This window comes from Myxococcales bacterium, from assembly GCA_016706225.1.
In the GTDB taxonomy this organism is placed as follows: domain Bacteria; phylum Myxococcota_A; class Polyangia; order Polyangiales; family Polyangiaceae; genus JADJKB01.
This window is the reverse complement of the sequence record JADJKB010000025.1, coordinates 90,301-114,581: the sequence shown is the minus strand read 5'-3', so window position 1 is coordinate 114,581 and position 24,281 is coordinate 90,301. Positions and strand designations below refer to the sequence as shown.

Annotated in this window: 20 protein-coding genes; 7 read left to right on the top strand and 13 right to left on the bottom strand. The window is 67.3% G+C overall.

All coding sequences use genetic code 11. The annotated features are described in order from the left end of the window. Positions 1-7 precede the first annotated feature (7 nt). Genes IPI67_39070 through IPI67_39050 form a run of 5 tightly spaced genes read right to left on the bottom strand, consistent with a single transcriptional unit; the run spans position 8 to position 4,866 of the window. Complete coding sequence (locus IPI67_39070) at positions 8-625, bottom strand: YeeE/YedE family protein (protein ID MBK7586174.1); 618 nt, start codon at positions 623-625, stop codon at positions 8-10. Then, the gene (locus tag IPI67_39065; protein ID MBK7586173.1) at positions 622-1,146 is read right to left on the bottom strand and encodes a YeeE/YedE family protein; all 525 of its coding nucleotides are present in this window, start codon (positions 1,144-1,146) and stop codon (positions 622-624) included. Before IPI67_39065 ends, IPI67_39070 begins: the two co-directional genes overlap by 4 nt. An 18-nt stretch (positions 1,147-1,164) precedes the next feature. Beyond that, the gene (gene nrfD / locus IPI67_39060; GenBank protein MBK7586172.1) at positions 1,165-2,118 is read right to left on the bottom strand and encodes a polysulfide reductase NrfD; all 954 of its coding nucleotides are present in this window, start codon (positions 2,116-2,118) and stop codon (positions 1,165-1,167) included. A gap of 12 nt (positions 2,119-2,130) precedes the next feature. After that, positions 2,131-2,664, bottom strand: a complete 534-nt coding sequence (locus IPI67_39055; protein ID MBK7586171.1) for a 4Fe-4S dicluster domain-containing protein — start codon at positions 2,662-2,664, stop codon at positions 2,131-2,133. Between the two features lie 3 nt (positions 2,665-2,667). Then, on the bottom strand, positions 2,668-4,866 hold the full coding sequence (locus tag IPI67_39050) for a molybdopterin-dependent oxidoreductase (GenBank protein MBK7586170.1): 2,199 nt from the start codon (positions 4,864-4,866) through the stop codon (positions 2,668-2,670). Positions 4,867-5,130: 264 nt separating this feature from the next. Between IPI67_39050 and IPI67_39045 the strand changes: the two genes are divergently transcribed. Further along, complete coding sequence (locus tag IPI67_39045; protein ID MBK7586169.1) at positions 5,131-6,885, top strand: sigma 54-interacting transcriptional regulator; 1,755 nt, start codon at positions 5,131-5,133, stop codon at positions 6,883-6,885. Here the strand turns inward: IPI67_39045 and IPI67_39040 are convergent, their stop codons facing one another. The 3 genes from IPI67_39040 to IPI67_39030 form a co-directional block, all read right to left on the bottom strand. Continuing rightward, on the bottom strand, positions 6,886-8,313 hold the full coding sequence (locus IPI67_39040) for a protein kinase (GenBank protein ID MBK7586168.1): 1,428 nt from the start codon (positions 8,311-8,313) through the stop codon (positions 6,886-6,888). A 97-nt stretch (positions 8,314-8,410) separates the two neighbouring features. Further along, the gene (locus IPI67_39035) at positions 8,411-8,716 is read right to left on the bottom strand and encodes an antibiotic biosynthesis monooxygenase (protein MBK7586167.1); all 306 of its coding nucleotides are present in this window, start codon (positions 8,714-8,716) and stop codon (positions 8,411-8,413) included. Positions 8,717-8,806: 90 nt separating this feature from the next. After that, positions 8,807-11,950 (bottom strand): AAA family ATPase, encoded by a 3,144-nt coding sequence (locus IPI67_39030; GenBank protein MBK7586166.1) that lies wholly within the window; start codon positions 11,948-11,950, stop codon positions 8,807-8,809. Positions 11,951-12,153: 203 nt separating this feature from the next. On the opposite strand from IPI67_39030, the gene IPI67_39025 reads away from it, so the two are divergent. Together IPI67_39025 and IPI67_39020 are read left to right on the top strand one after the other, a co-directional pair. Next, the gene (locus IPI67_39025) at positions 12,154-13,623 is read left to right on the top strand and encodes an MOP flippase family protein (protein MBK7586165.1); all 1,470 of its coding nucleotides are present in this window, start codon (positions 12,154-12,156) and stop codon (positions 13,621-13,623) included. A gap of 89 nt (positions 13,624-13,712) precedes the next feature. After that, entirely contained in the window at positions 13,713-14,741 is a 1,029-nt protein-coding gene (locus IPI67_39020) for an aldo/keto reductase (GenBank protein ID MBK7586164.1), read from the top strand. Positions 14,742-14,823: 82 nt separating this feature from the next. Here IPI67_39020 and IPI67_39015 read toward each other — a convergent pair whose 3' ends face one another. Next, entirely contained in the window at positions 14,824-15,765 is a 942-nt protein-coding gene (locus IPI67_39015; protein ID MBK7586163.1) for a hypothetical protein, read from the bottom strand. A 134-nt stretch (positions 15,766-15,899) separates the two neighbouring features. Between IPI67_39015 and IPI67_39010 the strand changes: the two genes are divergently transcribed. The 3 genes from IPI67_39010 (at position 15,900) to IPI67_39000 (ending at position 17,899) form a co-directional block, all read left to right on the top strand. Next, positions 15,900-16,460 carry a hypothetical protein gene (locus IPI67_39010; GenBank protein MBK7586162.1) on the top strand — a complete coding sequence of 187 codons (561 nt, stop codon included), beginning with the start codon at positions 15,900-15,902 and terminating at the stop codon, positions 16,458-16,460. A 159-nt stretch (positions 16,461-16,619) separates the two neighbouring features. Continuing rightward, complete coding sequence (locus IPI67_39005; GenBank protein ID MBK7586161.1) at positions 16,620-16,910, top strand: hypothetical protein; 291 nt, start codon at positions 16,620-16,622, stop codon at positions 16,908-16,910. A 176-nt stretch (positions 16,911-17,086) separates the two neighbouring features. Beyond that, positions 17,087-17,899 carry a hypothetical protein gene (locus IPI67_39000; protein ID MBK7586160.1) on the top strand — a complete coding sequence of 271 codons (813 nt, stop codon included), beginning with the start codon at positions 17,087-17,089 and terminating at the stop codon, positions 17,897-17,899. Positions 17,900-18,018: 119 nt separating this feature from the next. Here the strand turns inward: IPI67_39000 and IPI67_38995 are convergent, their stop codons facing one another. Continuing rightward, entirely contained in the window at positions 18,019-19,545 is a 1,527-nt protein-coding gene (locus tag IPI67_38995; protein MBK7586159.1) for a glycosyltransferase family 39 protein, read from the bottom strand. After that, positions 19,542-20,786, bottom strand: coding sequence for a BamA/TamA family outer membrane protein (locus tag IPI67_38990; protein MBK7586158.1), 1,245 nt, complete (start codon positions 20,784-20,786; stop codon positions 19,542-19,544). Before IPI67_38990 ends, IPI67_38995 begins: the two co-directional genes overlap by 4 nt. 407 nt (positions 20,787-21,193) lie before the next feature. Between IPI67_38990 and IPI67_38985 the strand changes: the two genes are divergently transcribed. Next, on the top strand, positions 21,194-22,042 hold the full coding sequence (locus IPI67_38985; GenBank protein ID MBK7586157.1) for an SDR family NAD(P)-dependent oxidoreductase: 849 nt from the start codon (positions 21,194-21,196) through the stop codon (positions 22,040-22,042). Positions 22,043-22,306: 264 nt separating this feature from the next. Here IPI67_38985 and IPI67_38980 read toward each other — a convergent pair whose 3' ends face one another. Both IPI67_38980 and IPI67_38975 read right to left on the bottom strand, forming a co-directional pair. Beyond that, complete coding sequence (locus IPI67_38980) at positions 22,307-22,963, bottom strand: AgmX/PglI C-terminal domain-containing protein (protein ID MBK7586156.1); 657 nt, start codon at positions 22,961-22,963, stop codon at positions 22,307-22,309. Positions 22,964-23,449: 486 nt separating this feature from the next. After that, entirely contained in the window at positions 23,450-24,259 is an 810-nt protein-coding gene (locus IPI67_38975; GenBank protein MBK7586155.1) for a hypothetical protein, read from the bottom strand. Positions 24,260-24,281 lie beyond the last annotated feature (22 nt).

Here is a 24,281-nt window from a genome sequence, read left to right as displayed (position 1 = left end):
GCGCTCCTCACTCTGCTGGGGCGGCTGCGGTCCCGTCGACAGCTGGGGGCAGACTCTTGCGTCGCGCCATGAAGCGTTCCAGCCACTCCGCGCCGAAGAAGAAGCCCAAGGCGAGCGCGGTGACGAGAAGCGCGACGACGCCGTAGGGCAGATGCAACCAGTCGGACAGCGTCTTGGTCTCGCCGCCGGCCAACGCGAAGCTCGATATCTTGGAGAAGACCGCGCCGAAGCCGAGGGCGCCCAGGCCAACGCCAACCAAAAAGACAAGGCCGTTGAGCCTTCCGGTGGCTGCAGACACGACGGCGGTGCCAGGGCAGTGCCCGCCGACGACGAAGCCGATACCGAAGATGACGCCGCCGACGACCTGAGCGCCGAGATAGGTCGGGTTGATGAAGATGGCGCCTGCGTCCAACAGTCCAATCGAGCGCAGCACGGTGAGCCCGAGCATCGCCGTCACGATCGCCGAGAACATCACCTTCAACACGCGCATGTCCGAAAGATAGAACTGTGCGGCGAGCTTCTTTGCATCGCCGAAGCCGGCACGCTCCAGCACGAAGCCGAAGCCGAAGCCGAAGACCACTGCCAGGGTGTAACCAACGAAGGTTGCAGGGTGTAGTGGCATCATGTCCAAAGCCTCCGAGCAAAGTAGGCGATGCCGTAGCCACCGCCGAATACGGCAAACATGAACGCCCAGCTGCCGAGGGCGAGTGTTGCGCCGCCAGACAGGGCCTGTCCGCTCGTGCAACCCATGGCAAGACGAGCGCCGAAGCCGACGATCGCGCCGCCGAGCAACGCGAAGCCGAGGCGGGTCCGGTTCGAGATCCGCGGGCCGCGATCGACGCCCAGGCGAAAACGGCCGCCGGTCAGTCCCGCGACGAGGCCGCCCAAGGCCACACCGACCAACTCGAACACCAGCCAGTCGTCCCACCACTTGGCGCCAGCGTTGAAGTAGCCGCCTAGGTGTTCATTGCCCTCGACCCAGCTGGGCGAGACTCCGTGGGCCATCCAGGCGAAGAAGCGTGTGACGGCCCCCGAAGCACCCAGACCGCGGCCGAACACCAGGTACGTCGCAAGCAACACGAGCCCCAGTACGAAGCCTGCCAGGTAGGGGTCCCACAGAGGCTTTTCAACTCGTTCGTTCTCCATCGCTTTCATTTCGACCTCTCAAGCGCGGACAAATCCGCCGGTCTGCCCCGCGTAGATCACGACCACTCTGAGCAGGAAGCCGCCGACGAGCACCAGGGCCGGCACACTCCTCGACGTCATGGCTTTGCCCCGGAGCGCCAGGAGCTCCAGCGCCGCTGGCACGAGCAATCCACCGAAGACCACGAAACCGAGGAAGGCGGGTGCGTAGGCTCCCGCGAGCACAGTCGCTGCGGCCTCCCGGTACAGCGGGCCTTGTCCCAACAGTCCAACCAGCCACATCGCGAGCAACGCAATTTCGACACCGATGAGCAGCACGTCGAGTCGGGCCAAGGAGGAGTGGCTGGCGTGTTCGTGCTCCATGAGCATGAGCGCGGCAACACCGGAGGACGTGCCTGATGCCAGGAAGAGCGCGCCCAGAGCGCCGCTCGACCACAGCGGACGCGCAACGGTGGCGGACAACAGCACGCCCGTGTACACGCCCAACGCTGCACCCGTGACCACGCCCGCGAGGGCGAGCCCGCGTAGGTGGCGCTCGCAGAACTTCGCGAGGGGCACCAGGCGCTGCGTTGCGCTGAGAGCCGCCACGCTGTCGGCCAGCCATTGTGGCGGCAGCGCGGTGATCAGTCCCAGCTGCACCGGCACGACCAGGAGTAATATCCAGGAGCCCCAGGACATCGGCGAGGCCGGCTGGAAGGCCGTGTAGAAGCGGAATACGTGGGTCTTGTAGCTGAGGTCGAGGAACAGCGCCCCCATCCCGAGGCTGAGCAAGAACGGAGTGAGAAGGATGCCCGTGCGCATCGCGCTCGTGACTCGATCGCGACCCCGGATGATCGCAAGTGCGCTGACCGTGAGCATGAGCCCGGCGACCAACCCGCCCAGGAAGAGATAGGTGGGGATCTCCCAGCCCCAGAAGGTACCGCCGAGGGCCCCGGCCAGGCCGCGGGTCGATTCGATCTCGATGTGGGGATTCATCAGTCGTTCTCCTCAACGGACGTACGAGACGTTGGGCCGTGTACCGGCCTCTGGGTTCACGGTGTAAGAAGACCCGCGCCGGAGGCGCAGCGAGACCACCGAGCGTGGATCGTCGAGATCGCCGACGGCAATGGCGCCAGTCGGACATATTTCTTCACACGCGGTTCCCAGACCCTTGTCCAGGCGGTGGACGCAGAGCGTGCACTTGTCCACGTGACCGTCCGGATGAACGAAACGCGCATCGTAGGGACAGGCGGCGATGCACGCACGGCAACCCGTGCACAGCGAGCGGTCGACCTGGACCGTACCGTCGCCGCGATAGTGACTCGCGCCGGTGGGGCAGTTGCTCACGCAAGGTGCGTCCGTGCAGTGCATGCAGCGTTCGGAGCGAATGTGGAGCTCCAACGACGGGTACTCGCCGCGCAGCTCTTGCACCACCCAGTCGCGGTACTGGCCGGGCGGCACCGCGTTTTCGTTCTTGCATGCGACCACGCACGCCTCGCAGCCGACGCAGCGGGTTTCATCGATGACCATCACGCGACGCATGGCTCAGACCTCCCTCTGCAGGGCCACGAAGTTGCCGCGCATGCCGGTCCCCCCCATCACGGGGCACGCCGGCGCATGGGTAATGAGCTCGCTGTCGTCCGCCCCCTTGCCGACCGCATACCGCAGCCCCTTTGCGGTGTGTCCCCAGCCGTGCGGCATGAACACGCAGTCGTTCCGGATCCGCTCGGTCACCTTCACTGCAACGCGGTTGCTCTTCACCCCGTCTTGATTGACCAACCGGACCAGGTCGCCGTCGGCGATCCCCATGTCTCTCGCGACCTTGGCGTTGAGCCAAACCCGATCGCCATGACTGAGCTCGCCGAGCTGTCGGTTGTTCGCGGTTCGCCCGAAGGTCTGGCCGGGCGCACGCCCGTAGAGCAGTCGGAAGAAACCCGGTGGGGCCTCGACGGGTCGTTCGTACACGGGCAACGCCGGCTGACCGAGCCGCTTCAAGCGCTCCGATACCAGCTCGATCTTTCCCGACTCCGTCGCGAACGATAGGGCCAGTCCGTCTTCAATCGTCGTCGGCTTCTCCGGTGCGAGCACCACGCCGTCTGTCTTCAGCTTTTCGAAATCGATGTTCGAAAGGCGGCAACGCTCCCGCAAGTACCCCTCGATGTCGTCCCAGGGGAAAAAGGCGGAGAGGTCGAGCTTCTTGGCTAGCTCCTTGGTGATCCACCAGCCCGGCTTCGCGTCTCCCGGAGGTGGCACGGCCGGTTGGCGTAGTGCGATACCCCCGCGCCTCCACTTCACGGCTATCAAGTCGTCATAACGCTCGAGGTACGACGCTTCCGGCAACACGACGTCGGCGTAGCTCGCGATCTCGGCCGGCAAGACGTCCACGACGACCAAGAGATCCAGGGCCTGAATGGCCTTCAGCGTCTCTGCCCTCTGGGGCAAGGCGTGGATGAGGTTCGTGCCATAGACCAACCACGACCGGATCGGGTAGGGCTTGCCGTCCAGCGTCGCGCGACGAATGCCCTGAGTGAGCGCCTCGAGGGCGAGCGGCGCCTCACCCGGGAGGCGGTCTGCGGGACCCCTGGTCTGGGGATACTTGGGCGTCGGATACGGCGCGGCCTTCATGCTGTTTGCGACGAAGAAGCCTCCGCGATGCCCCCAACTTCCCAGCAAAGCGTTGAGGATCGCCATTGCGCGCACGCGATGCAGATCCGCGGGGCCGTACCAGGTGGTGTGCCGACCGGGGTGGATGATTGTGGCGGGCGCCGCCCCGGCCATGCGCCGGGCGGTCTCGCGGATCATGTGCGGATCGAGCCCGGTCTCCGCGGCGGCCCATTCGGGAGAAAACGCCGCAACGTGCGCAGCGAGCTCGTCCAGGCCAGTAGCGAACTGCTCCACGTATTCGCGCTGATGGCGCTTCTCGGTGACCAGCACGTGGATCCAAGCGAGCAGCAGCGCGGTGTCCGTGCCAGGTCGAATCGGCATCCAGGTGCGAGCCTTCGACGCGGCTACGGAGAAACGCGGGTCAACGACGATGAGATCGCCGCCTCGCGAAACCATCTCGGCGAACTCCTGCACCTGCGTGTTGTGCATGTTCTCGCCGAGGTGCGAGCCGATGAGCACGAGACACTTGGAATGTTGGATGTCGAGCACTTCCGGGGAGCCCGGGTCGGCGCCGAAGGTGAGATCGAACCCGACATCTCGTGGACCACGGCACTGTGAGAAAGACGGGGCCGCGATGTTGGGCGAACCCCAGGCCGAGACCAGGTGCCGATACCAGGACGCGCCGGCGCCGTGATTGAACAGCGCGACGCTCTCGGGTCCGTATTTGTCGCGGATCGATTTCCACTTGTCCGCAATGAACCCGAGCGCCTCGTCCCAGGAGACGGGCCTGAAACTCTCCGAGCCCCGCGCGCCCACTCTCAGCAACGGCTTGACGAGCCGATCCGGATCGTGCGCGAGGCCGGCGCCACCCGTCCCGCGCGGACAGAGCATACCGTTCGAGAGCGGATGCAGCGGGTTGCCCTGGATCTTGGTGATGTGCTCTCCCTGCACGTGGGCCTGGATGCCGCACTTCCAGAAGCAGACTTCGCAGACCGAGCGCACCAGCCGTCCGTCGGTACCCGGATCGTTCGAGTACGGCAGGCCCCGGGCGGGCCCGGTCGGCAAGAATCGCTGCGCCATGGCCGCCGCGAGCGTTCCGGCTGTCAGACTCAGGAAGCTGCGGCGCGACGTGTCGGGAATGCCAGCCATGAACCGCCATGAGAGCAACCATCGGACCAAGTTGACTCAGTGCGGCATTTGCCCGATTCAGCTGTGATTTGCTGGAGCCTTTCGAAAGGTCGCAGCGCAATGATGCAAATGCTGCATCTTCCGGATGCATCTATTTGATGCAACTATTCCCGGACCAGCATGGGCGACCCACCTCCCCGCCGTCTTCCGATTGCCGCACGGCCTGAACCGAGCGCGGTCCGATCGTTGCTCGACCTTCCGCTCGGCAGGGAGGTGATGGGTTTGGAAGCAGCACTCGCTACGACCGGTGGACCCGTTCAATTCTGGGAGTCCGTGGTGGACCTGCTGACCGACGCCGTCTTTCTGGTGGGACCTGATCACCACATCATCTACTGGAATCGCGCGGCAGAGGCCCTTACGGGCTACTCGCGCGAAGATGTGGTGGGTCAGCCCTGCGACCGGGCGATCCACTGCACGGTCTGCGAAACGAGGTGTGGCGTCTTCGAGTTCGGAGCCATGCGCGACATACCGCTCACCATCCAGGCGCGTGACGGACGAAAGCTCGCGATCCTGAAGAGTGCGACGACGCTCTCTGATGCTGACGGCAAGCCGATGCTCGGCATCGAGGTCATGCGCGACGTCACGACCTGGAACGCCCGCGAGGCGGCGACTCAAGACGCCCGCCGCGCTGCGGAGCTCCAACAGACGTTGCTACGCTCCGTTCTCGACAACGGTACCGAAGGAATCGTCGGTTTCGGCAACGACGCCGCGATCCGCTTCGTTTCGGCTCCGGCCGAAGCGGCGCTTGGCAAGCGGGAGCCCGACGTTCTCGGGCGCCCCATCGAACAAGTCACGGGAGTCGCTCTGGGTGCTCTCGCTCGGCGCGTGTTGGTGACTGGCGAACGCTTGGGTCCCCAGCGCATGCTGATCGAACGTGGCGACGGTCCGGTGCCCGTGTTGGTGGCGCTGTCTCCGATGAGGCATGCGGAGGGGCAAGACGGCGCGCTTTTGTACGTGCGCGATCTCACGGAAGAAGAGCGCCGAGCCCGCGAGCTGGAGGGCTACGCCTACGGCCGCATCATCTCTCGCAGCCCCAACATGCAGGCGCTCTTCGAGCTGGTGGACCACGTCGCCAAGAGTGGCGCGACCATCTTGTTGCAGGGTGAGAGCGGCACCGGCAAAGAGTTGGTGGCCCGCGAGATCCATCGCCGCAGCCGACGCGCGGCGGGACCGTTCCACGCCGTGAACTGCGCGGCCATCGCGCCTGATCTGCTGGAGAGCGAGTTTTTTGGCCACGAGCGCGGGGCGTTCACGGGCGCTACCGCTCAAAAACTCGGACGGTTCGAGGTGGCTCATACGGGCACCATCTTCCTGGACGAGGTGGCGGAACTGCCCATCGAGCTGCAGGCGAAGCTCTTGCGGGTGCTCGAAGAACAAAGCTTCGAGCGCGTCGGCGGTACCAAATCGGTGGCTGTGGACGTCCGGATCATCGCCGCTACGCACCGAGATCTGGCCGGCATGGTGGCGACAGGCCGCTTTCGGGAGGATCTGTACTACCGCTTGCGCGTCGTTCCGCTGACTCTGCCTCCGCTGCGGGAGCGGCGCGCAGACGTTGCCATCCTGGCCGAGCACTTCTTGGCCCGCATTGCCGAACGCGATCATGCGGAGCGGCGCACTCTCGCCGCGGCGAGCCTGGAGGTTTTGTTGTCCCACCACTGGCCCGGCAACGTTCGCGAGCTCGCCAACGTGATGGAATACGCGGCCGTAGTTGCGAGAGGTCCGACGATCGAGCTCGCCGACCTGCCGATCGAGCTCCGGAGCCGTCCGGTGGAATTGCGCCCGCCCGCGTCCGGAACTCTGGCGGGCACTGCCCGAGAGAGCTCGCACCCGGATCGCTCGGAAGTCAGCGACGAAAAGGCCCGCATCCAGGCTGCGCTCAGCCGCACCCACTACAACGCCGGTGATGCAGCACGCTTGCTTGGCATGCACCGCACGACGCTCTATCGCAAGCGGTTGCGCCACGGGCTCTGATCACCCGCGCGCGACGCCCGAATCCCTGACTTGCTGTTCCAGGCTGCGGAAGCGCTCGGCCAGTGCGCGGACCAGCTTGCTGCTCCAACCTTCGATACCCAGACCTTCGTTGAGGGTGCGTTTGTCGAGCACCAGCACGGTGACCTGGTTTTCGGCCTCCACGCTCGCGGCGCGGGGCTCGTCGAGCAGTAGGGCCATCTCGCCGAACACGTCCCCCGCATCCATCGTGCCGAGCGTCTGCTCGCCCTCGGGGGTCTCGCGAAACACACGACAGCGACCGCTGACGATCATGTACGCGGCATCTCCTTCGTCCCCTTCGCGCACGATCAGCGACCGCGGTTCGAAGACCCTCTGCGGCAGATACAGCCCGCCGCGGAGGAACCGCCGCACGTCCTCTTGAAGCTCGAGCACCGTCTGAAACCGCTTGGCCGGCTCAGCTGCGACGGCGCGGTCGACGATCGAACACAATCGCTTGGACACCGCCAGACCCACGGTCGCGGTCTCGATCGGCACGACCTCGCCCGCCTCGGCGCGCGCGAGGATTTCCGCTTGTTTCTTCAGCATGCCGTAGGGCGTCCGCCCGCTGACGATCTCGTAGAGCAGCGCACCCAGACCGAACACGTCGCTTCGCTCGTCCATTTCCTGCGGGTTGCCGCGGGCCTGCTCGGGTGCAAGATAGTCGGCGGTGCCGACGGGCCCGTGCGCCTCCATCGCGGACTTGTCCTTGGATGCCGGGCGGCTCTTCGAGAGTCGCGCGAGACCCCAGTCCATCAGGTAGACCTGCCCGAAGTCGCCGATCATCACGTTCTCGGGCTTCAGATCGCGATGAATGACGCCGCGATGATGCGCGTAGGCCACGGCATCACAGACCTTCAGGAAGATCTCCAAACCCTCTTGCAGCCTCTCGGTGGAACCGGGAGGACGCGAGGGGTCCCGGAGCCAGGCTCCCAGATGCTTCCCCTGGACCAGTTTCATCGTGAAGTAGGGCACTCCCTTCTTGCTGATCCCCAGCTCGTGGACCGGCACGATGTTCGGATGCTCGAGCTGCCCGGTGATCTGTGCCTCGGCCACGAAGCCGTCGCGATAGAAGCGATCCTCGGCGAGCTGACGATCCAGGCGCTTGAGCGCGACGGGGCGAAGCAGATTCCGATCCAGCGCAGGGTGGATGCGCCCCATGCCTCCGCGGGCAAGCTCCGGCTCGAGCGCCAGGTGCTCCGGCACCGGAATGGCTTCTTGTTTGATGTCCCGCGCCGCCACGCGGTGTTCGGCCTTCACGGGGATCCTCTCGATCACCCTGACGGGCTCCGCCTCCGCCAGGCATGCGCTGCCCTTCTTCACTTCGTTCTCCCTGGGGTTGGTGCTGACTGCAGCCGAGTCTCTCTGTTCGCGCCGCCTGGGCGGCAGCATACGCCCGAACGACGACTTCACGGACGCAAAGCCAACCTCATCCCGGCGCGACGATCGCGCTCGGGCGCAGCGGCCGAACGGGACAACTGCCCCGCTCGGCCCGGCTCCCGCTCTCCCATCAACCTCCGTGGGGCTCGGACGAGGCCACGTGGAAGAGGGTCGCCTCCGGCGCAGCCGCGACGATCGATCCGAGCAAAGCGATTGTCTTCTGAACACAGGGCAAGGCCTCCTGCCGTCCGAGCGCCTCGCGGTCGGCGAAGACCTCCGTCGCGACAAAGGCGTCGGAGTCGACGACATCCCAGCCAACGTCGAAGCTGACCACCCCCGCCAACGGCCGGCTCTTTTCGACGACCTCCCGGAACGCTGCCATCGCTTGCTCGGATTTGCCGGGCTGACACTTGACCTTGAAACGGACGACGATCATGACTCTCTCCTGATTGCCGCGGCGCTTGGCTGCGCCTGGGCTCGAAGAGGCGTCGTGACCCGGGATGGAACAAGCGTTCCATCAGGGCCATTAGGGGCGAAATGAGCAATAAGTGCCGGTCCGCACCGCACGCCGGAGGTACACGCCCAGCTCCGGGGCCACGTGAGCGATCCGAGAGATGGCAGCCTTGATGCGCCGCTGAACGTTCACCCGCGCTCGCTCACTGACCGAGCACGCCTGGCGGGAGCGACCCCCGAGGCCGATGGCCCGGGATAGCTCCGTCTCGAGCGCGTCGATCTCGGCGTCCAGCCTTGCCACGCGACCGAGATCGGAATTCGATCTCGCCTCCTCGAGCTCGCCTTCGAGCTCCCTGAGGCGCGCCGCGTATCGTCTCCTGGCCTGGGGGTCCAGCGCGTCTCCCGCGTTCGATTCGACTAGCGCGCCATCCTCGTCGCTCGCCAGCACCAACACGTGCATCTCTTCGCCAGCGTGTTCGACCAAACGCGCCAAGAGCCAGAGCCCACGGCTATCGCGCAGCATGAATGATGCCTCGATGTATTCGAGTTGCCACATCTCCCCATGCCGAGTCAGTGAGAGACGAGGCGGACTGGGGTGGGAGCCCTGGGAGGTGTCTCGCCGGTGAAAGTTCGGAACGAGCTCGCTCGCGCGCCTGGCCAGGCCGTCCATGCCGAGCTCGCGCGCGAGTGCGGATGCGTCGGCGAACAACACGCCAGCGTCCTGCTGGCGTCCAGCTGACACGAGTACCGTTGCCAAGTCGAAGCGGAGCTGCGCGACCCAGGGGCGCAGTCCATCTGACTGCGCTTTCTCGAGCGCGCGCCGCAGCCGCCGTTCCGCCAAAGCATGTTCACCGACGCTGGCATCGAGCAGGCCCAGCATGCGCGCCGTCGGGCCCTCGTAGGTGATGGCCACGTGGCTCACCGGTAGCTCCGAAGCGGCGCTCGGGGCGAAGAACTCCCGGGCTCGCTGCCTTTGTTCTTCGCTACCCGCGAGGGCATAGGCCTCGGCGAGCCAGGCCTGAAATCCCCGCTCCCACAGCGTCGCCTCTCGAGGTCCCAGCTCGGCGAGCTTCAACGTCACTCGAGCCGTATCGCGCTGTCGGGCCAAGCAGCCGAGCCGCAGCGCACGCACCACCAGCTCGCCGTGTGGGATCCCACGCATCGAGCTCTCGTACTCGTCGAGGGCCATCAGCGCCTGTTCATCGTGATGCATCAGTCGCGCCCGGCGCATGCGGTGAGCAACGAGCGACAATGCGAGAGCGGGATCATCGGTGAGACCCGCCAGCTGGGACGCCTCCACCAAGAACCGCTCCGACTGGTCGAAGCGCCCCGACATCTGCGCGCGCATCGAGGCAAACAGAAGTGGGCGCCAGCGGTGACGCGGCTGGCCCGCGTCGTTCGAGATGGCCAACATGCGCTCGACACCGTCGTCGAAACCCAAAAAATCTCCAGTCTCTACACGATCGGCAGCCAGCCGCGCATGCGCCCGCAGCGCTTTGCCGACGTCATTCGCCTCGAGGGCGCGCTCCAGGAGCTCCGAGGCCAGTGCCATGCGCTCAGCGTAGGGTGCGGTGTCGACCAGGACCGCGCCGGCGAAATACAAGACGTCGCGCATGAGCGCTGCGTCGCCGAGCTCCCTGGCCCGAGCGATGGCGTGCCTAGCCATGTCGAGGAGGGCAGGCTCATCGGGGGCGGGTTGCCGCGCAGCGGCGAGGCGGGCCAGCAGCCGCCAACGAAGCGCCGTCGATTCCCCCTCCGGCTGCGCCGCCAGAGCCTCTTCGAGGAGGGCGACGAGCGAACCGTCCACCACGCCTGGGCGCAGGTCTGCGCCGCGAACCCAGGCCGCGTTGCCCAAGAGCGACGCATCGTGGCTGGTGCGAGCGTGGGCCGAGACCTCTTCGCAAATTCGAAGCGCCTCGGCGTGATTGCCAGCCTCGCGAGCGATCCGAGCAAGCTCCAGCCGCTCCTCAGGCGAGGCTGGCGCGGCGAGCCCGACTTTGCGCACGCGCTCCATGCGCTGATGCATGGCATACGCCCGGTCGAACGCGCCCTGCTCTTCGAGCCGGCTTGCCGCTCTCGCGGCGAGACTGAGCGCCAACGCGGCGCTTTCGCGGGTCGAAGCTCCAGCCAGTGCGTGCCGCGCGCGCTCGACGAGAAACTCCGACGATGCCCCCTCTTCGGCGCCGATGGCACCCTCCGCGAGTGCATGGATCGCCACGCGGTCTTCCGCGCTGATTGCCTCCTCGACAGCATCCCGTACGAGCACGTGGCGGAACCGGAAACGCCCGGCGTCGACCTCGTCGATGACGCCCGCGCGGAGCGCCGGTTCGAGCGCATCGATAGTCTGAGCCGGCGAACTCCCCCGCATGCGATGCAGCACAGCGGCATCGAAATCGCGACCCAGCACCGCCGCCATGGTCAGCAGCCGACGGCACCCCTCCGGCAGCAGGCTGACGCGCTCCGCCACGGCCTGGCGCAGGTTGGGAGGCAGCACCAGATCCTCCGGCGCAGACTCGGCTGGCGACGCCGTTCGGATCCCGCGAGCGCACTCCGCCACGAACAAGGGATTGCCGCCGGTGAGCTCACTGAGGCGGGCGACGGTGCGGTAGGAGAGGGCGCGTCCCGAGACCCGCTGCGCGAGCTCGGCGATATCGTCTCGTTCGAGCGCTTCGAGGCGGAGTTCGATGCCGTCCAGTGCGATGCGCGCGAGTCGTTGGGCGGCGGCCTCTCCAAGACGCGGATCCTCTGAACGCGCGGTGACGATGAGCAGCACCCGAATCGCCCGGACGGTGCGAGCAAGGAACGCGACCACGTCGAGTGTCTGCATGTCGGCGGCATGGAGATCCTCGATGACCCAGACGACCGGGGCGGCGGAGGCGGCCGAGGCGAGCGCCGACAGTGTCGCGTCCCAAACCTCGAACGGCGCGCGCCCAGCGCCGCCGGTCTCGAGCTCGACGCCGACGGAGCGCAGGCACGGCACCAGCGGGAAGTAGGGCGGAGCGTCCGAGTACTCCCAGGCTCGCCCCATGGCCACGCGCGCACCCATCTTGGTAGCCTCGCGAGCCACCGATTCGGCGAGCACGGTCTTGCCAATCCCCGCCTCACCCGACAGCAGGACGACACCGCCGCGACCGGCAACGGCGCGAGCCAGACTGTCACGCAACGTCGCCGTTGCGCTGTCCCGACCCAGAAGCTCGAGCTCGGTATCCGCTGACATACGATCGGTGTTTGCTCGCAAGCGACGCTCGGGAACGAACGGAGTCCGAGCACGACCGGCCCCCACTGAGCCTGGCGTCGACCAGTATATAGGGCTCGCTGCCACTGGGCGCGCGTCCTCCGTGAAGCCGCAGCGGAGGCAGAGCTGTGTGCGGAAGTTCCAACCGGGACATTCCGCGCTCGAGGTGCAAGACTCGCTGCGGCGTGTCCATCGGAGAGCAAGCGTCCGCAGGGGTGGCGTGGACGGGTGTCGGCAAGGCGGTGGCGCAAGTCGCGGGGTTCGCGGCCACACTGGCGTTGGTCCGCGTGCTCACTCCCGAAGACTTCGGGCTGCTCGCCATGGTCACGGTCGTCACCGGATTTCTGGCAGTCGTCGGCGAGCTCGGGTTCGCGGCGGCACTGATTCAGCGCGAGGCGCTGGAGGAGCGGCACCGGTCGAGCGTGTTCTGGCTGAACGTGATGACCGGCGTGGCACTTGCGGCGCTCGTGTTCGCCTCGGCGCCGGCGGTCGCGCGGCTGTACGCAGAGCCGCGGCTCTCCAGCATCATGCGGGTGCTGGCCATCGAGTTTGCGCTTGCGCCGTTTCAGATGGTTCAGCACGCGCTCCTGTCTCGGGACATGAAGTTCCGCGCCCTGGCCGCGGCTGAGACGGCCGGTGTCGTGGTCGCGAGCGCGGTCGCGTTGACCATGGCGCTGTGCGGGTTCGGCGTGTGGGCGCTGGTGGGCCAGACCTTGGCGGCCACCGTGGCGGAGGCCATCGTGCTCTGGCTCGCGAGCTCGTGGCGACCGCGCCTGATCTGGGACCGAGCCGCGCTCGGGGAGCTCCTGGGATTCAGCGGGAACCTGCTCGCGTACTCGACCATCAGCTACTGGACGTCGCAGCTCGACGACCTGCTCATCGGGCGGACGTTTGGTGCGCGGGCGCTCGGTCTCTACGGCCGAGCGTACTCCACCATGATGATGCCGGTGACGGAGGTCGGCGCCGCGCTCTCGCGGGTGATGTTTCCGACTTTCTCCAAGCTTCAGGCCGATCCGAAGCAGGCCAAACAAATGTATCTGCGGATCCTGGCGGTCATCGGCTTCGTCACCTTCCCGGTGATGTTCGCGCTCGCGGTCTTGAGCGCGCCGTTCATTTCCGTCTTGTTCGGCGAGCAGTGGCTCGGTGCAACGACGGTGCTCCGGATCTATTGCATCGTCGGCGCCTCCCACGCGCTCGGCTCGACCACGGTCTGGCTCTACAAGGCCTACGGGCGGACCGATTGGTTGCTCCGGTGGGGCATCGTCGGCGGCACGACCACGATTGCCGGCATCGTGCTCGGGGTATGGCTGGGCAGCATCGAATCGGTGGCGGCGTGTTACGCGGTCGCGACCGTGCTCGTGCTCGGGTACCCGAGGTTCGCGATCCCGGGACGACTGATCGGACTCCGGGCGTGGGAGGTGCTCCGCGCAGTGAGTGGCGCACTGGTCGCGGCGTCGCTCATGGCACTCGGCTTGTTGGCCCTCGGCCAGATGACGACGCGCTGGCTCTCCCCGGCGGCGGACTTCACTGTCCGCGCGATGCTGGGCGGTGTCCTGTACCTGTTCCTGGCGCAGACGGGCCGCGTCGCAGGGCTCCTGGAGTTGCGAGCCGCAGTGCGCGCTCGGCTCTTCCCCGACGGGACGGACCCGTCGTGAGCACACCTGCACCGGCTCGCGGCACTGCGCGCCGGTCGCCGTGCTCTGTCGGCGTTGCCGCGGCGACAAAGGGCAGCTAAGCCCCGAGCATGCGCCATCGAAAGCTCGGGAATACCGGTCTCTTCGTCTCCGAGCTCTGTCTCGGAGCCATGACCTTCGGAGGCAAGGGATTTTGGGAGGTCGTCGGCAAGCTCGGCGGGTCCGAAGCCGAGGCGTTGGTCGGCACGTCGCTCGACGCGGGCGTGAACTTCATCGACACGGCGGACGTATACTCCGAGGGCGAGTCCGAGAAGCTCGTCGGCGCGGCGCTGGCTTCGCTGAAGCGTCCGCGTGAGCAGGTCGTCGTCGCCAGCAAGTGCCGCGGTCGCACCGGGCCGGGTCCGAATCAGGTCGGGCTTTCCCGCGCGCACATCATGGCTGCGGTAGACGCGAGCCTGGAACGCTTGCAGCTCGACTACATCGATCTCTACCAGATCCACGGAGTCGATCTGGAGACTCCCATCGAGGAGACGGTGCGAGCCCTCGACGACGTCGTGCGCTCGGGAAAGGTGCGCTACGTTGGGTTCTGCAACCTGCCGGCGTGGTTGGCGATGAAGGCGTTGGCTCATGCCGACGCGCACGAACACGCCCGCTTCGTGAGCGCGCAGATGTACTACTCCATCGCGGGGCGCGACATCGAGCGTGAGGTGGTGCCGCTGTGCCAGGATCAGGGGCTCGCGCTCTTGCCCTGGAGCCCGCTCGCCGGCGGGCTGCTCTCGGGCAAATTCGATCCCGACAAACCCGGGCCCGAAGGCGCGCGCCGCACCACGTTCGACTTTCCTCCGGTGGACAACGCCAGGCTGCCCGGAGTGCTGACGGAGCTCCGGCGCGTGGCACGAGACAGCGACTGCTCGGTGGCACGGGTGGCGCTGGCGTGGGTGCTCAGCAAGCCCTTCGTCACCAGCGTGATCATCGGCGCTAAGACGCGAGAGCAACTCGCGGACAACCTGGCCGCGGCTGACGTCGAGCTCACGCCCGAGCAGCTGCTTGCGCTAGACGAGGTCAGCGCCCTGCCGTCCGAGTACCCGGGTTGGATGATCCCATTTCAGAACCGCGACCGGCGCCCGGCCACGCGCTGACGAGATGCCGGAGGCGGCCTCGGCTTCGGACCGGACGGAACCCAGCAAGCCAGCCGAGCTGAACTGGTTCGATGACCCGGCTTCAGGGCTTGCGACCGTCTGCCTTGCATGCGGCGGCCGAGCGATAGACCGCGACGACGCCGGCGCCCGGCGCCTTGGACGTCCAGGCTTCGAGCCCGCGGAACAAAGCGTTCGCACGGGCAACGTCGGGATTCGGCGCATCGGGACACGCGCAATCCGTGGTCGCGGCGCGGGCAGCCATCGAGCCGAGCCCGAGCATGCCCATCGGCCGCTCCTGAATTTGGAGCTTCACGTCCTTGCAGGTGTCGCAGTCGCGCTTGCCACCGCCCGGGCAGGCAAGCTGCTGCAGGGGCCCGTCACACCATGCGCTGATGTCGACCAGCATGCCGCTGAAATGAGCGACCACCGGGTCGACGTGGGCCAGCACGCCAAGTGGCGGCTGATCGCTCTTGCCCCACGCGCCACTCTCTTCCCACGTGCCGTCGGCGAGCTGGCGTTCGCTGCCACCGCCGCCGCCAAACCAGAGCAGGTGGCCCGCGGTGCCGGACACGAAATCTCGGACCCGAACGCCTTTCGTCCGTTTCTGCGTTACGAAGACCTTGAGATCGAGCTCACCTTCCGTGGCGCTCGGCTTGGCAACGCCGGGTCGGCAGCGCAGTTTTTCGCCCGTGAACCAGATCTTCACTTCACTGCCGGCCGACACCCAAGCGCTGAGCTCCGCTGCGTGCGACTCCGTGTCGACCGGCGAAAGTGCTTGGGGCCAGCGCTCGCGGGCCCAGGCAAGCTCGGCTGCCGGGTCTGCAACTGCGTGAGCCCCGTCGGGAGCCGCGTCGTCGACGCTCACACCGGCGTCGGCGATCGGACCGGCGGGACTCGGGTCGACCGACGGCGCGGACGCGGCCGGGAGGGGCCCCGGCGGCGCGGGCGAAGGCAGAGGGCTTGGCGCGCACGCCGCGAAAATCGCAAGCGGAGTGAGCACACCAGCCAGAACCAGGTGGCGCATGGCCGGGAGCATATCCGAGACTGGGGAGCATTCGGGTAGAACACCGCGAGGCGGTTCAGCAGCTGGATCCTGCTTTCAAGAGTGCTCCCCGCGAAACTCCAACGCTGCCTCCTTCGACGTGCAAGGATGCTCTGATGTCATCCTTCCCCATGCATCGACGTGCCTCTCTCGCTTGCTTCCTCTTCGTGGCGAACACCACACTCCTCGCCTGTGGGAGTGGGGACAGCGATGGCGGTGGCGGCACGGGAGGCACGAGCGCGGGGGGCAGCGGTGGGTCCAGCGTCGGCGGCGCCGGAAGCGGCGGGGCCAGCGCCGGAAGTGGCGGGGCCAGCGCCGGAAGTGGTGGGGCCAGCGCGGGGTCCGGCGGGGCGGCGGGGTCCGGCGGGGCGGCGGGGTCCGGCGGGGCGGCGGGGTCCGGCGGGGCGGCCGGGTCCGGCGGTGCGGCGGGCGCGGGCGGCACAAGCTCCTCGGGCAACTGGAAGTGCACCAACCCCAATACACTGCAATGCTTCTGCAAGGACGGGGGCAACGGCGCCGACCAGTGCAATGCCGCCAGCTACCCGTGCTGCATTCTCTTCCCGGAGGTGGCCGGTGGCCCCACCAACAAATGCCAATGCACGCCGGGCGACGCCACCGCATGCGACCAGGCCGCCACTCAGCTCAAGGGGAAGAAGGTCACCAAGTGCCCTCCGTGAGGGTCACGGCGTGAGTGGCCGACAGCTGCCCGTGGACGTCGAGTCGCCGGGCCGCTCGGCCACACGGATCGGGAAGCGCACTCGACCGCCGTGTGGCCGCCGCGTACTCTTGGCCCCGTCGATACAGGCAGCTCAGAAGCTCGTCGCGCCTCGCTTCGAATGACCGGTACTTCGGCCAAACCCCAACTCGCCGCCTACCTCCGCGTCGTTCCCCGCCCGGATGCGAGGACGGGCAATCCCGTCGCGTGGCTCGAAGATCGCGTGCTGCCGCAGGCGCTGGTCGAGGCGTTCCTCTCCGTCCCACTGCTCACGGGAATTCGGGTCGGTCGCGCCAACGACAAACGCCTGGCAAGAACCACGCTCGAGAAGGCCAAGGCGTTGGTTGCCACTGGCGGCGAGATTTACGTCGAGTTGCGTTGCGCCACGCAACTCCAGCCGCCCCCAGCCTGACCCGAGCGGGCCTCGCAAAAGCGGACGGTGTGGGTGTACCTGACCGAAGGTCGGGCAGACGCCTGCGTGGTGCTGATGTGCTGCCGCCGTCCCCGAGCCTCGAGATGAGCGCGCCGGTGCTTCAACGCATCACGTCTTGCACGAGGATGAACAACGTGCTCCGCTGATGTGATCCAATGCGGCGACCATGCCGAAACAGGCGGAGCGGGCTGGCGATAGCGAGTTCGATCATCTCGTTCGCGCTGTGCCTCGGCTGCAGCATCGATTCAGTAGACATCTCCGGCAAGCGCTGCCCGTGCGCCGAGGGTTGGACCTGCGACCCCGCCAGCGATCGCTGCGTCGACCACAACCCGTCTGCGGGGGGTGGCGGCGCCGCTGGCGCGGGCGGCAGCAACTCCGGCGGAACCGGCGACGCCGGCGGCAGCGCTGGCTCGGCGCAGGGAGGGACGGGCGACGCCGGCTCCGGCAACGGAGGGTCGGGCGGCGGCGGCGGCTCCGGCAACGGAGGGTCGGGCGGCGGCGGCGGCTCCGGCGGCAATGGAGGTTGGGGCGGCGGCGGCGGCTCCGGCAACGGAGGGTCGGGCGGCGGCGGCGGCTCCGGCGGCAATGGAGGTTGGGGCGGCGGCGGCTCCGGCAACGGAGGGTCGGGCGGCAGCGGCGGCTCGGGACCGGACAAAGTGAGTTGCGGCGGCACGACCTGCACGCTCAACGACTCGCTGTGTTGCATTGATGGCGCGGCGCAGTGCCAGCCGACCTCGACCGGCTGTTCTGGCGTCGAGGTGACCTGCGACGGGCCCGACGACTGCGGAAACGGGGAAGTGTGCTGTGCCAGCAGCTCGAGCGGAAAAATCACCAAGACGTCCTGCAGCCCTTCCAGCCAATGCAGTCACTCCGCGATCATTTGTAGCTCGTCGCAAAACTGCAGTGGCGGCGACAAATGCGTGAGTAGCTCGGGCTTACCCGGGTACAAGATCTGCGAGTCGGACTAGCTGGGACGTCTCGATGCGAGCGTCCGCGGGACTGGCCGTTGGGCAGCTTCGAAACCCGCAGAGGATGGCCACGCTGGCTAGCTTGGGGGCGCATGATCGCCGGCGCGCTCGCGCACCAGTCAGATGAAGCGTTTGAGCTCGGCCCAGACGCTCTCAGGTGAGCGTTTCCAGCCCCTGCACAGGTAAATCCGGAGGTGCCGCTCGTACGGCATCGCGTTTTCTGCGTCGTGCTCCGCGACGAGCTCGACCTGATGAAATGCCGTCGATGGGTCCAGCCCCCGGGCGTCCGCCGCGAGCACGAGCAACACAGGAGCACCTGCTCGCGGCGTGCCCCAGCCGTGGTACGAGTTGTGCGGGCTCAGGGCGTGCGGCAGCCCGAATGCCGCACCGAGCCAGTCGATGGCGCCTGCCTCGCCGTAGTTCATGACGACGATCTGGAGCTGATCGCGTTCGGCTTCCGGAAGCCCGTCGCGTACCCGGGCGAGATTGCGCACAAGCTCTTCCCATCCGAACATGTCGGCAAAGTGCTGGGGCAACGCGCCGAGATCGCTCCGCTCCGCTTTGGGCGGGCTGAGACCCAAGCGTTTCCCCCAGGCGACCGTGGCGTCGACACCGAGAATCGGCAGTGCCAAGGGGATGGTGGCGGCCCCCAACCCAAGCGCAACGGCCAAGACCACTGGAGGCGCGAACGACCGCGGGCGTCGCGTCGCCCAGCGCTCCAGGCTGGCCGCGCCGCCGGCGAAGAGCACCGGATAGTAGGGCAACAAGTAGTACGCCTTGGCGCCGAGCAGGGTGAATAGGCCGAGCAGAACCACATACGTGAACCCGAGGGTGCGATGCGCCGCATGGGCCCTTCGCGCGCTCAGCCCGGCCAGCCCTGCCAACCACAAAGGCAAGTTGCCCGGCCCCGCCAGCGTGACCTGGGCCGCGACGAAGCCGAGGGCGGACATGCGAACCAGCTTGTGGGCTTGTGCGTTCGTGTAAAACTCGACCGCCGGGAGCCCGTGGCGAAGCTGCCAAACGACGTGAGGGAGGGTGAGCACGAACGCCAACGCCAAAGTCAGCGCGAACCCGCGAGTGGCGAGCGAACGGGCGCGACCGGTCAGCATCCACGCAATTGCGGAGGCGAAGACCAAGAACAGCATGCTGTGTTTGGTCAGGACGCCGACGCCGACCACCAGCCCCAGCGCCGCGTGGCGGAGGCGGCTGGGCGAGCGGGCCACGGAGTGGAGCAGGTAACAGAATGCCGTCCAGAGCAGGGGCTCCAGTGAGTTCATCGACAGCGTGTGAAAGACGAACAAGAACGTCGGAGTCAGCGCCACTGCGACTGCGGTCAGCACCAAGCCGATGGCTCTGGCGCCGAGACGGTGGGCCAGGAGCACCGAAGCGGCGGTCGTGGCAACGCCCAAGGTGATTGGCAAGGCGCGCACGGCCAAGAGTGAATGGCCGAGCCAGTGCGTGGCAAAGGCTGCCATTGCCGCCACCGCCGGTGGATGGTCGACATAACCCCAGGCCAAGTGCTCCCCGCACGCAATGTAATAGAGCTCGTCTCTAAACCAACCGAAGCGATTGACACACGAGAGATGCAAGCCGGTAGCGGTCAGGCACACGGCCACGGTCACGAACAGCGCGCGTCGCGTCGTCACAGCACGTGTCCCACATCGACGTAGATGCCAGGCACGGCACCGGTCTCGGCGGCCAACGGCGCGTAGGCCACGTCTGCTCGAATCAACAACGCGTCTCCCCAGCGCAGGCGGGGGCCAGCGCCGAACCCGGGATGGAGCGTGCCCGGAGCGCCATCTGTGGCAGCAACCGCTGCCAGGCTGTCGGTATAGACCCTGCCTGCATCGGCGAAGCTCGCGACTCCCAGCGTGAAGCGCTCCGTCGCGACGCGAAAGCGGAGGAACATCGAGCGGACCTCGAGGTTGCCGATCAGCTTGGTGCGACCGAGCAGACGCCCGTCGGGCAGCCCGCGCACACCCATACCCCCGCCGGGGCCCCGCCCAGTTTCGAAGCCGCCGTACCGCCCCAGCTCGAGGAGCGGAGCTCGTTGACTCACAACGTCGCCGATCAGGCGAGCGCCGACCACCAGGCGCTCTCCGGCGAGGGGAAACCACGAACGCAGGTGAAGTGTGGCACCAACGAAGGAGTCGGCGCCGAACGCGCCTGGGCTGGAGCGGAAGACGAGCTGCAGGTGTCGACCGGTTGTGGGAACGGTTTCGTGATCGCGCGTATCGTACGCGACGCCCACCCTGAACGAAATCTCGTCGTGGTCCTGGACCCCGTACAGACGCTCTCCAGCCCCGACGCCGTTCGCGAGGTTCAACGCAAGCAGGCTGCCTGGATAAGTCTCGATGGTGGTTCGTTCGACGCGGATGCTGGAAAGCGTGCGCAGAAAGGGCAAAGGCGAACCGATGACACCGACGGCCAGGCCCAGCGTCGTTCCATCGAATTGATAGAAGCGCCGCGCCGCAACGTATGCCGCGCTCCCTGGTTCGAGCCCAGCCCACTTGCGCTCCGCGTGGCTCGCGTTTCCAATGCCGTAGTAGCCGCGATTCGTCGTGCGCAAGTATTCGAGCGCGAACGACGGCCGCAGCAGTGGCGCTCCGGCGCGCGGCCAGTCGACGCGCACGGCCGCTTCTCGGTAAGGCCATTCGGTGCCCGTCGCCTCGCGCTTGACGCTCGCGATCGCCAGCACCTGAGCGCGCCAAGCGTACGGGCGCAGCCCGTCCTCGTAGCGGACGAATTGCGCAAACGCACCAAACTTGAAGCCGACGTCGGTGTCGCCGCCCAGCGCCGGAAGCACACCCAGTTCGTGCCGATTGTCGTCGGGAGTTGGCTCAGCCCGGCTCGGTGACGCCAGCGTGAGCACCAACAGTAGCAGCATGGGGGCTCGAAATCGGAGTCGCATCACTCCTCTTCTTCGCTGCGGGCCAGCAACCTCTTCGGGTACCACACCGAGCGGCGTGGGCGGGAGCGCAAAACCAGCGTGGTGGACCCCCGCAGGGCCGTGCAGTCGCAGCGAACGCACCCGCCGTCCGAAGGCGCTCGCTGACTCGGGTAACAGGCCGCGCAGGCGAGGCTCCACGAAGAGCCGTGACGTCGCGAGCATGACCTCGATGGTCCGGGAGCGCCGCACTGCGCGCGGCCAAGGCGACACACCGCCGAAGCTCAGCGGCCACGCCGGCGCCCTGCACCAGCGCGCTCACGACGCAAGCCAGCAGCACGCCGAGCAACGGATGGCCGCCCTGGCCAACGCTGGCCTGCCGCGGCGCCCCGGCTTATGCCGCGCCAATGGACCTCCGCAACAAGACCTTCATCATCACTGGGGCCAACACCGGCATCGGCCGGGCGAACGCCATCGCGCTCGCAGAGCAGGGCATCGGAAGGCTAATCATCGCCGCGCGGAGTCCCGATCGAACGGAAGCCGTCCTCGGCGAGGTCCGGGCGAAGAACCCCGAAGGCAAGGTCGAGTTCGTTGCGCTCGACCTCTCTGACCTGTCGTCGGTGAAACGGGCCGCGGACGCAGTGCTCGAAAAAGACCTCGCGATCGACGCTCTGATCAACAACGCCGGAGTGGCCGGCGTGCAGGGTCAGACGAAGGACGGCTTCGAGCTCGCTTTCGGCACGAACCACGTCGGCCACTACCTCTGGACGGAGAAGCTGCTTCCTCTGGTGATGCGAGCGAAGCAGGGTCGCATCGTCATCGTGGCGAGCCAGGCCCACTACCGCGCTAGACAAGGGATCGACTGGGACGCGGTGAGAAAACCATCCAGAACGTTGAGTGCGTTCCCGGAGTACTGCGTGAGCAAGCTCGCAAACGTACTCCACACCAAGGAGCTCGCGCGTCGGCTCGCGGGCACTCGTGTCACTACCTACTCCCTGCACCCGGGCGGCGTCGCGAGCGACATCTGGAAGCGCCGCATGGGCGCCTTCGCCGTGCTGCTCCGCCCGTTCTTGATCACGAACGAAGCGGGAACGAAGACACAGCTCCGTTGTGAGACCGCGCCCGAGCTCGCGAGTGAGACCGGGCTCTACTACGACAAGGAGCGGCCGAAACCTGCGTCGACGCAGGCTTGTGATGTGGAACTCCAGGACGAGCTCAAAGTGAGGAGCGACGAATACATCGCGACGTATCTGTGAGCCGCATGCCTCGAGGACGGCCGCTGTGACGCTCGACCGCGGCCAAGTAGGGCGACTTCAGACGGCATACGCTGGTCATGTTGCGAGATAACCACAGCTTCGAGGACGGTCGACCCGGGTCGACGCGCGCGATCCGAACGGGGGAGACCCTGCGGTATCTTGGACTCGCCGTGCCCGATCTCGTCTCGTTGGAGCCAGATCGAGAGGAAGAGCGCCGGGCACGTTTGCTGGAAGGCTCAGCGTCGCCGAATGGGAGGACACGCCCTAGCCAGACTGGAACGCGATCGGAAAGGTCACGTTCGTCGGGTCACTCGCGGGGCTGAAGCTCGCCGTGCGAGCGACCTGAGCAACGCAGGTCGCGACGGAGGGCGGTAGATCGCCGGTGACCGAGGTGCTGGCGCTCGTCACCGTGCCGCGCGGAGCGATGACGAGCTTCAGGGTGATGCGCCCGGCAGCGGTCGGGTGGGCCTCGAGCACCACGTCGTAGCAGCGCCTGAACGCGGGGCGCAGTCGGCTCATTTCTTTCCGGATATCGGCCGCGGTGCGCTGCCCAGGCAGTGGCGCGACTTCAGCGGATGGAGCGGCGGCGACTTCCTCGGCCGTCACTTGGGTTGACGGGACGGGCAACGCTACCGCGGGTTCGAGGACCGGGGGCGGAGTCGCGGCGGACTGCTCAGGGCCGGGTGCGCGCGCTTGCCCGACGCGGCGCTCCGCCTCCTCCGTCTGCATTCGTTGCAGGCGCGCCTCCACTTGGTCGACGCGGAGCTCGGCCGTGACGGCCCAGGACACCGCACCCACGACCAAGAGCACGAGCAGCGTGCTCGCGCCGCAGCCCAAGCCGCGCTTCGTCGCCACCCCGCCCTGGCGCGGCTCCGCTTCGGCTTTGCCGAACCACTCGGGGACAGGCGAGTTCTGGCTCATCGGGGACGGCGCCGAGCATAGCGCGGTCAGGCAGTGTCCAGTTGCCCACCACGGAACGGGCCCGAAAGCCTGCGCGGGCGCGCGAGCACCAGCGTCAGACACAGACAGCGCGAAGCTCAAGGCTCGACGACCGGCGCGGTGAGTCCGTCGGGTGGCTCATGGGCGACGACGACCGCTGCTGCTCCTCTCGGGGCCCAGGAACTACCTGGAGGCCTGGGTCAGAGAGTTGCTCACTCGAGCGGCGCAGCCATCGCAGCTTTCGGCAGCATCACCACGCGCTCCCAGCGCGGAGCCGACGAGCCATCAACTCGTAAGCATGGCGCGGCTGCCCCCCCGCCGCTCCGACGACGAATGTGACGCAACGCGTACGGACTCAGGCGGCACTCTGGGCACGACGCCCTGTTCGCACGACTATCCCAACGTGGGCGGCTGCTCCCACGCGGTGAATTTTTGCGGCAAGTAGTCCGCGCCGTAGCGAAGCGCTCCTCAAGGGTAGAGCAGACTGCCGGCAGAGGTCGCGATTCGGATGTCGTCGATGGTCGTCAGCGCGGGGCCAATCGCCATCCAGCCGAACAGCGACGTGGGGTGCGAGCACGTGAGCGCCGCCTGCGGCGCACCGCGCGGTGACAGCTGATCGAGCTTGCGGTGCCACAGCTCGGACGTGCCGCCCGGACCAATGTGAAGCGTGATCACATAGGGAGTGCTCAGCTCGGAGGGCAGCGGCTGGTTTTGGTTCTTGCCGTCCAGGCATTGGATCAGCGCGACATCAGCCTCACCGACCCGAACCTGTGCGCCGACACCGGCGAGGAACTGACCCACACGGAAAGTGACGCTACCGGCTCCATCGCGACGGTAGACCAGCTCCAACCACACGTCGGGCGGCGCAACGCCACAGGAGAACATCGAGATGCTGGTGTTGTTGCCCCCTTCGAGCGTGCCACTGCCGGAGCCCGAGATGGCCCCGCCGGGCCCGCAGTGGGCGTTGCCGTTGTTGCCCAGGCCGGCGAAGCACTTGCTGCCCTCGAAATTGGCCGCGCACAACACCTGCCCCGGCGGAGCATCGGAAGCGATGACATCACTGACGGCGTCTGCGCTGGCGTCACCGCCACTGCCGGCAACCCCAGCGACGCCGCCGGCGCCGCTGCCGCCGCCGATGCCACCCGCTCCCGCAGCGCCACCGCTTGTCGACCCGCCTGAGCCCGTCGAGGCGTCGGACTCCGCAAGCGCGGCAAGCTCGACGGCGCAACCAGCGCAGGCCGCGACGGCGACGAGTGACTCGACCGAACGCAAGCGCATCGAACCGGTAGCCTAACACGGC

What these genes read in the sequence shown, in the direction of transcription:
- IPI67_39070 (MBK7586174.1), bottom strand. Translation starts at nt 625, where the DNA reads ATGATGCCACTACACCCTGCAACCTTCGTTGGTTACACCCTGGCAGTG.
- IPI67_39065 (MBK7586173.1), bottom strand. Translation starts at nt 1,146, where the DNA reads ATGGAGAACGAACGAGTTGAAAAGCCTCTGTGGGACCCCTACCTGGCA.
- nrfD (MBK7586172.1), bottom strand. Translation starts at nt 2,118, where the DNA reads ATGAATCCCCACATCGAGATCGAATCGACCCGCGGCCTGGCCGGGGCC.
- IPI67_39055 (MBK7586171.1), bottom strand. Translation starts at nt 2,664, where the DNA reads ATGCGTCGCGTGATGGTCATCGATGAAACCCGCTGCGTCGGCTGCGAG.
- IPI67_39045 (MBK7586169.1), top strand. Translation starts at nt 5,131, where the DNA reads ATGGGTTTGGAAGCAGCACTCGCTACGACCGGTGGACCCGTTCAATTC.
- IPI67_39035 (MBK7586167.1), bottom strand. Translation starts at nt 8,716, where the DNA reads ATGATCGTCGTCCGTTTCAAGGTCAAGTGTCAGCCCGGCAAATCCGAG.
- IPI67_39030 (MBK7586166.1), bottom strand. Translation starts at nt 11,950, where the DNA reads ATGTCAGCGGATACCGAGCTCGAGCTTCTGGGTCGGGACAGCGCAACG.
- IPI67_39020 (MBK7586164.1), top strand. Translation starts at nt 13,713, where the DNA reads ATGCGCCATCGAAAGCTCGGGAATACCGGTCTCTTCGTCTCCGAGCTC.
- IPI67_39015 (MBK7586163.1), bottom strand. Translation starts at nt 15,765, where the DNA reads ATGCGCCACCTGGTTCTGGCTGGTGTGCTCACTCCGCTTGCGATTTTC.
- IPI67_39010 (MBK7586162.1), top strand. Translation starts at nt 15,900, where the DNA reads ATGTCATCCTTCCCCATGCATCGACGTGCCTCTCTCGCTTGCTTCCTC.
- IPI67_39005 (MBK7586161.1), top strand. Translation starts at nt 16,620, where the DNA reads ATGACCGGTACTTCGGCCAAACCCCAACTCGCCGCCTACCTCCGCGTC.
- IPI67_39000 (MBK7586160.1), top strand. Translation starts at nt 17,087, where the DNA reads ATGCGGCGACCATGCCGAAACAGGCGGAGCGGGCTGGCGATAGCGAGT.
- IPI67_38990 (MBK7586158.1), bottom strand. Translation starts at nt 20,786, where the DNA reads ATGCTGCTACTGTTGGTGCTCACGCTGGCGTCACCGAGCCGGGCTGAG.
- IPI67_38985 (MBK7586157.1), top strand. Translation starts at nt 21,194, where the DNA reads ATGGACCTCCGCAACAAGACCTTCATCATCACTGGGGCCAACACCGGC.
- IPI67_38980 (MBK7586156.1), bottom strand. Translation starts at nt 22,963, where the DNA reads ATGAGCCAGAACTCGCCTGTCCCCGAGTGGTTCGGCAAAGCCGAAGCG.
- IPI67_38975 (MBK7586155.1), bottom strand. Translation starts at nt 24,259, where the DNA reads ATGCGCTTGCGTTCGGTCGAGTCACTCGTCGCCGTCGCGGCCTGCGCT.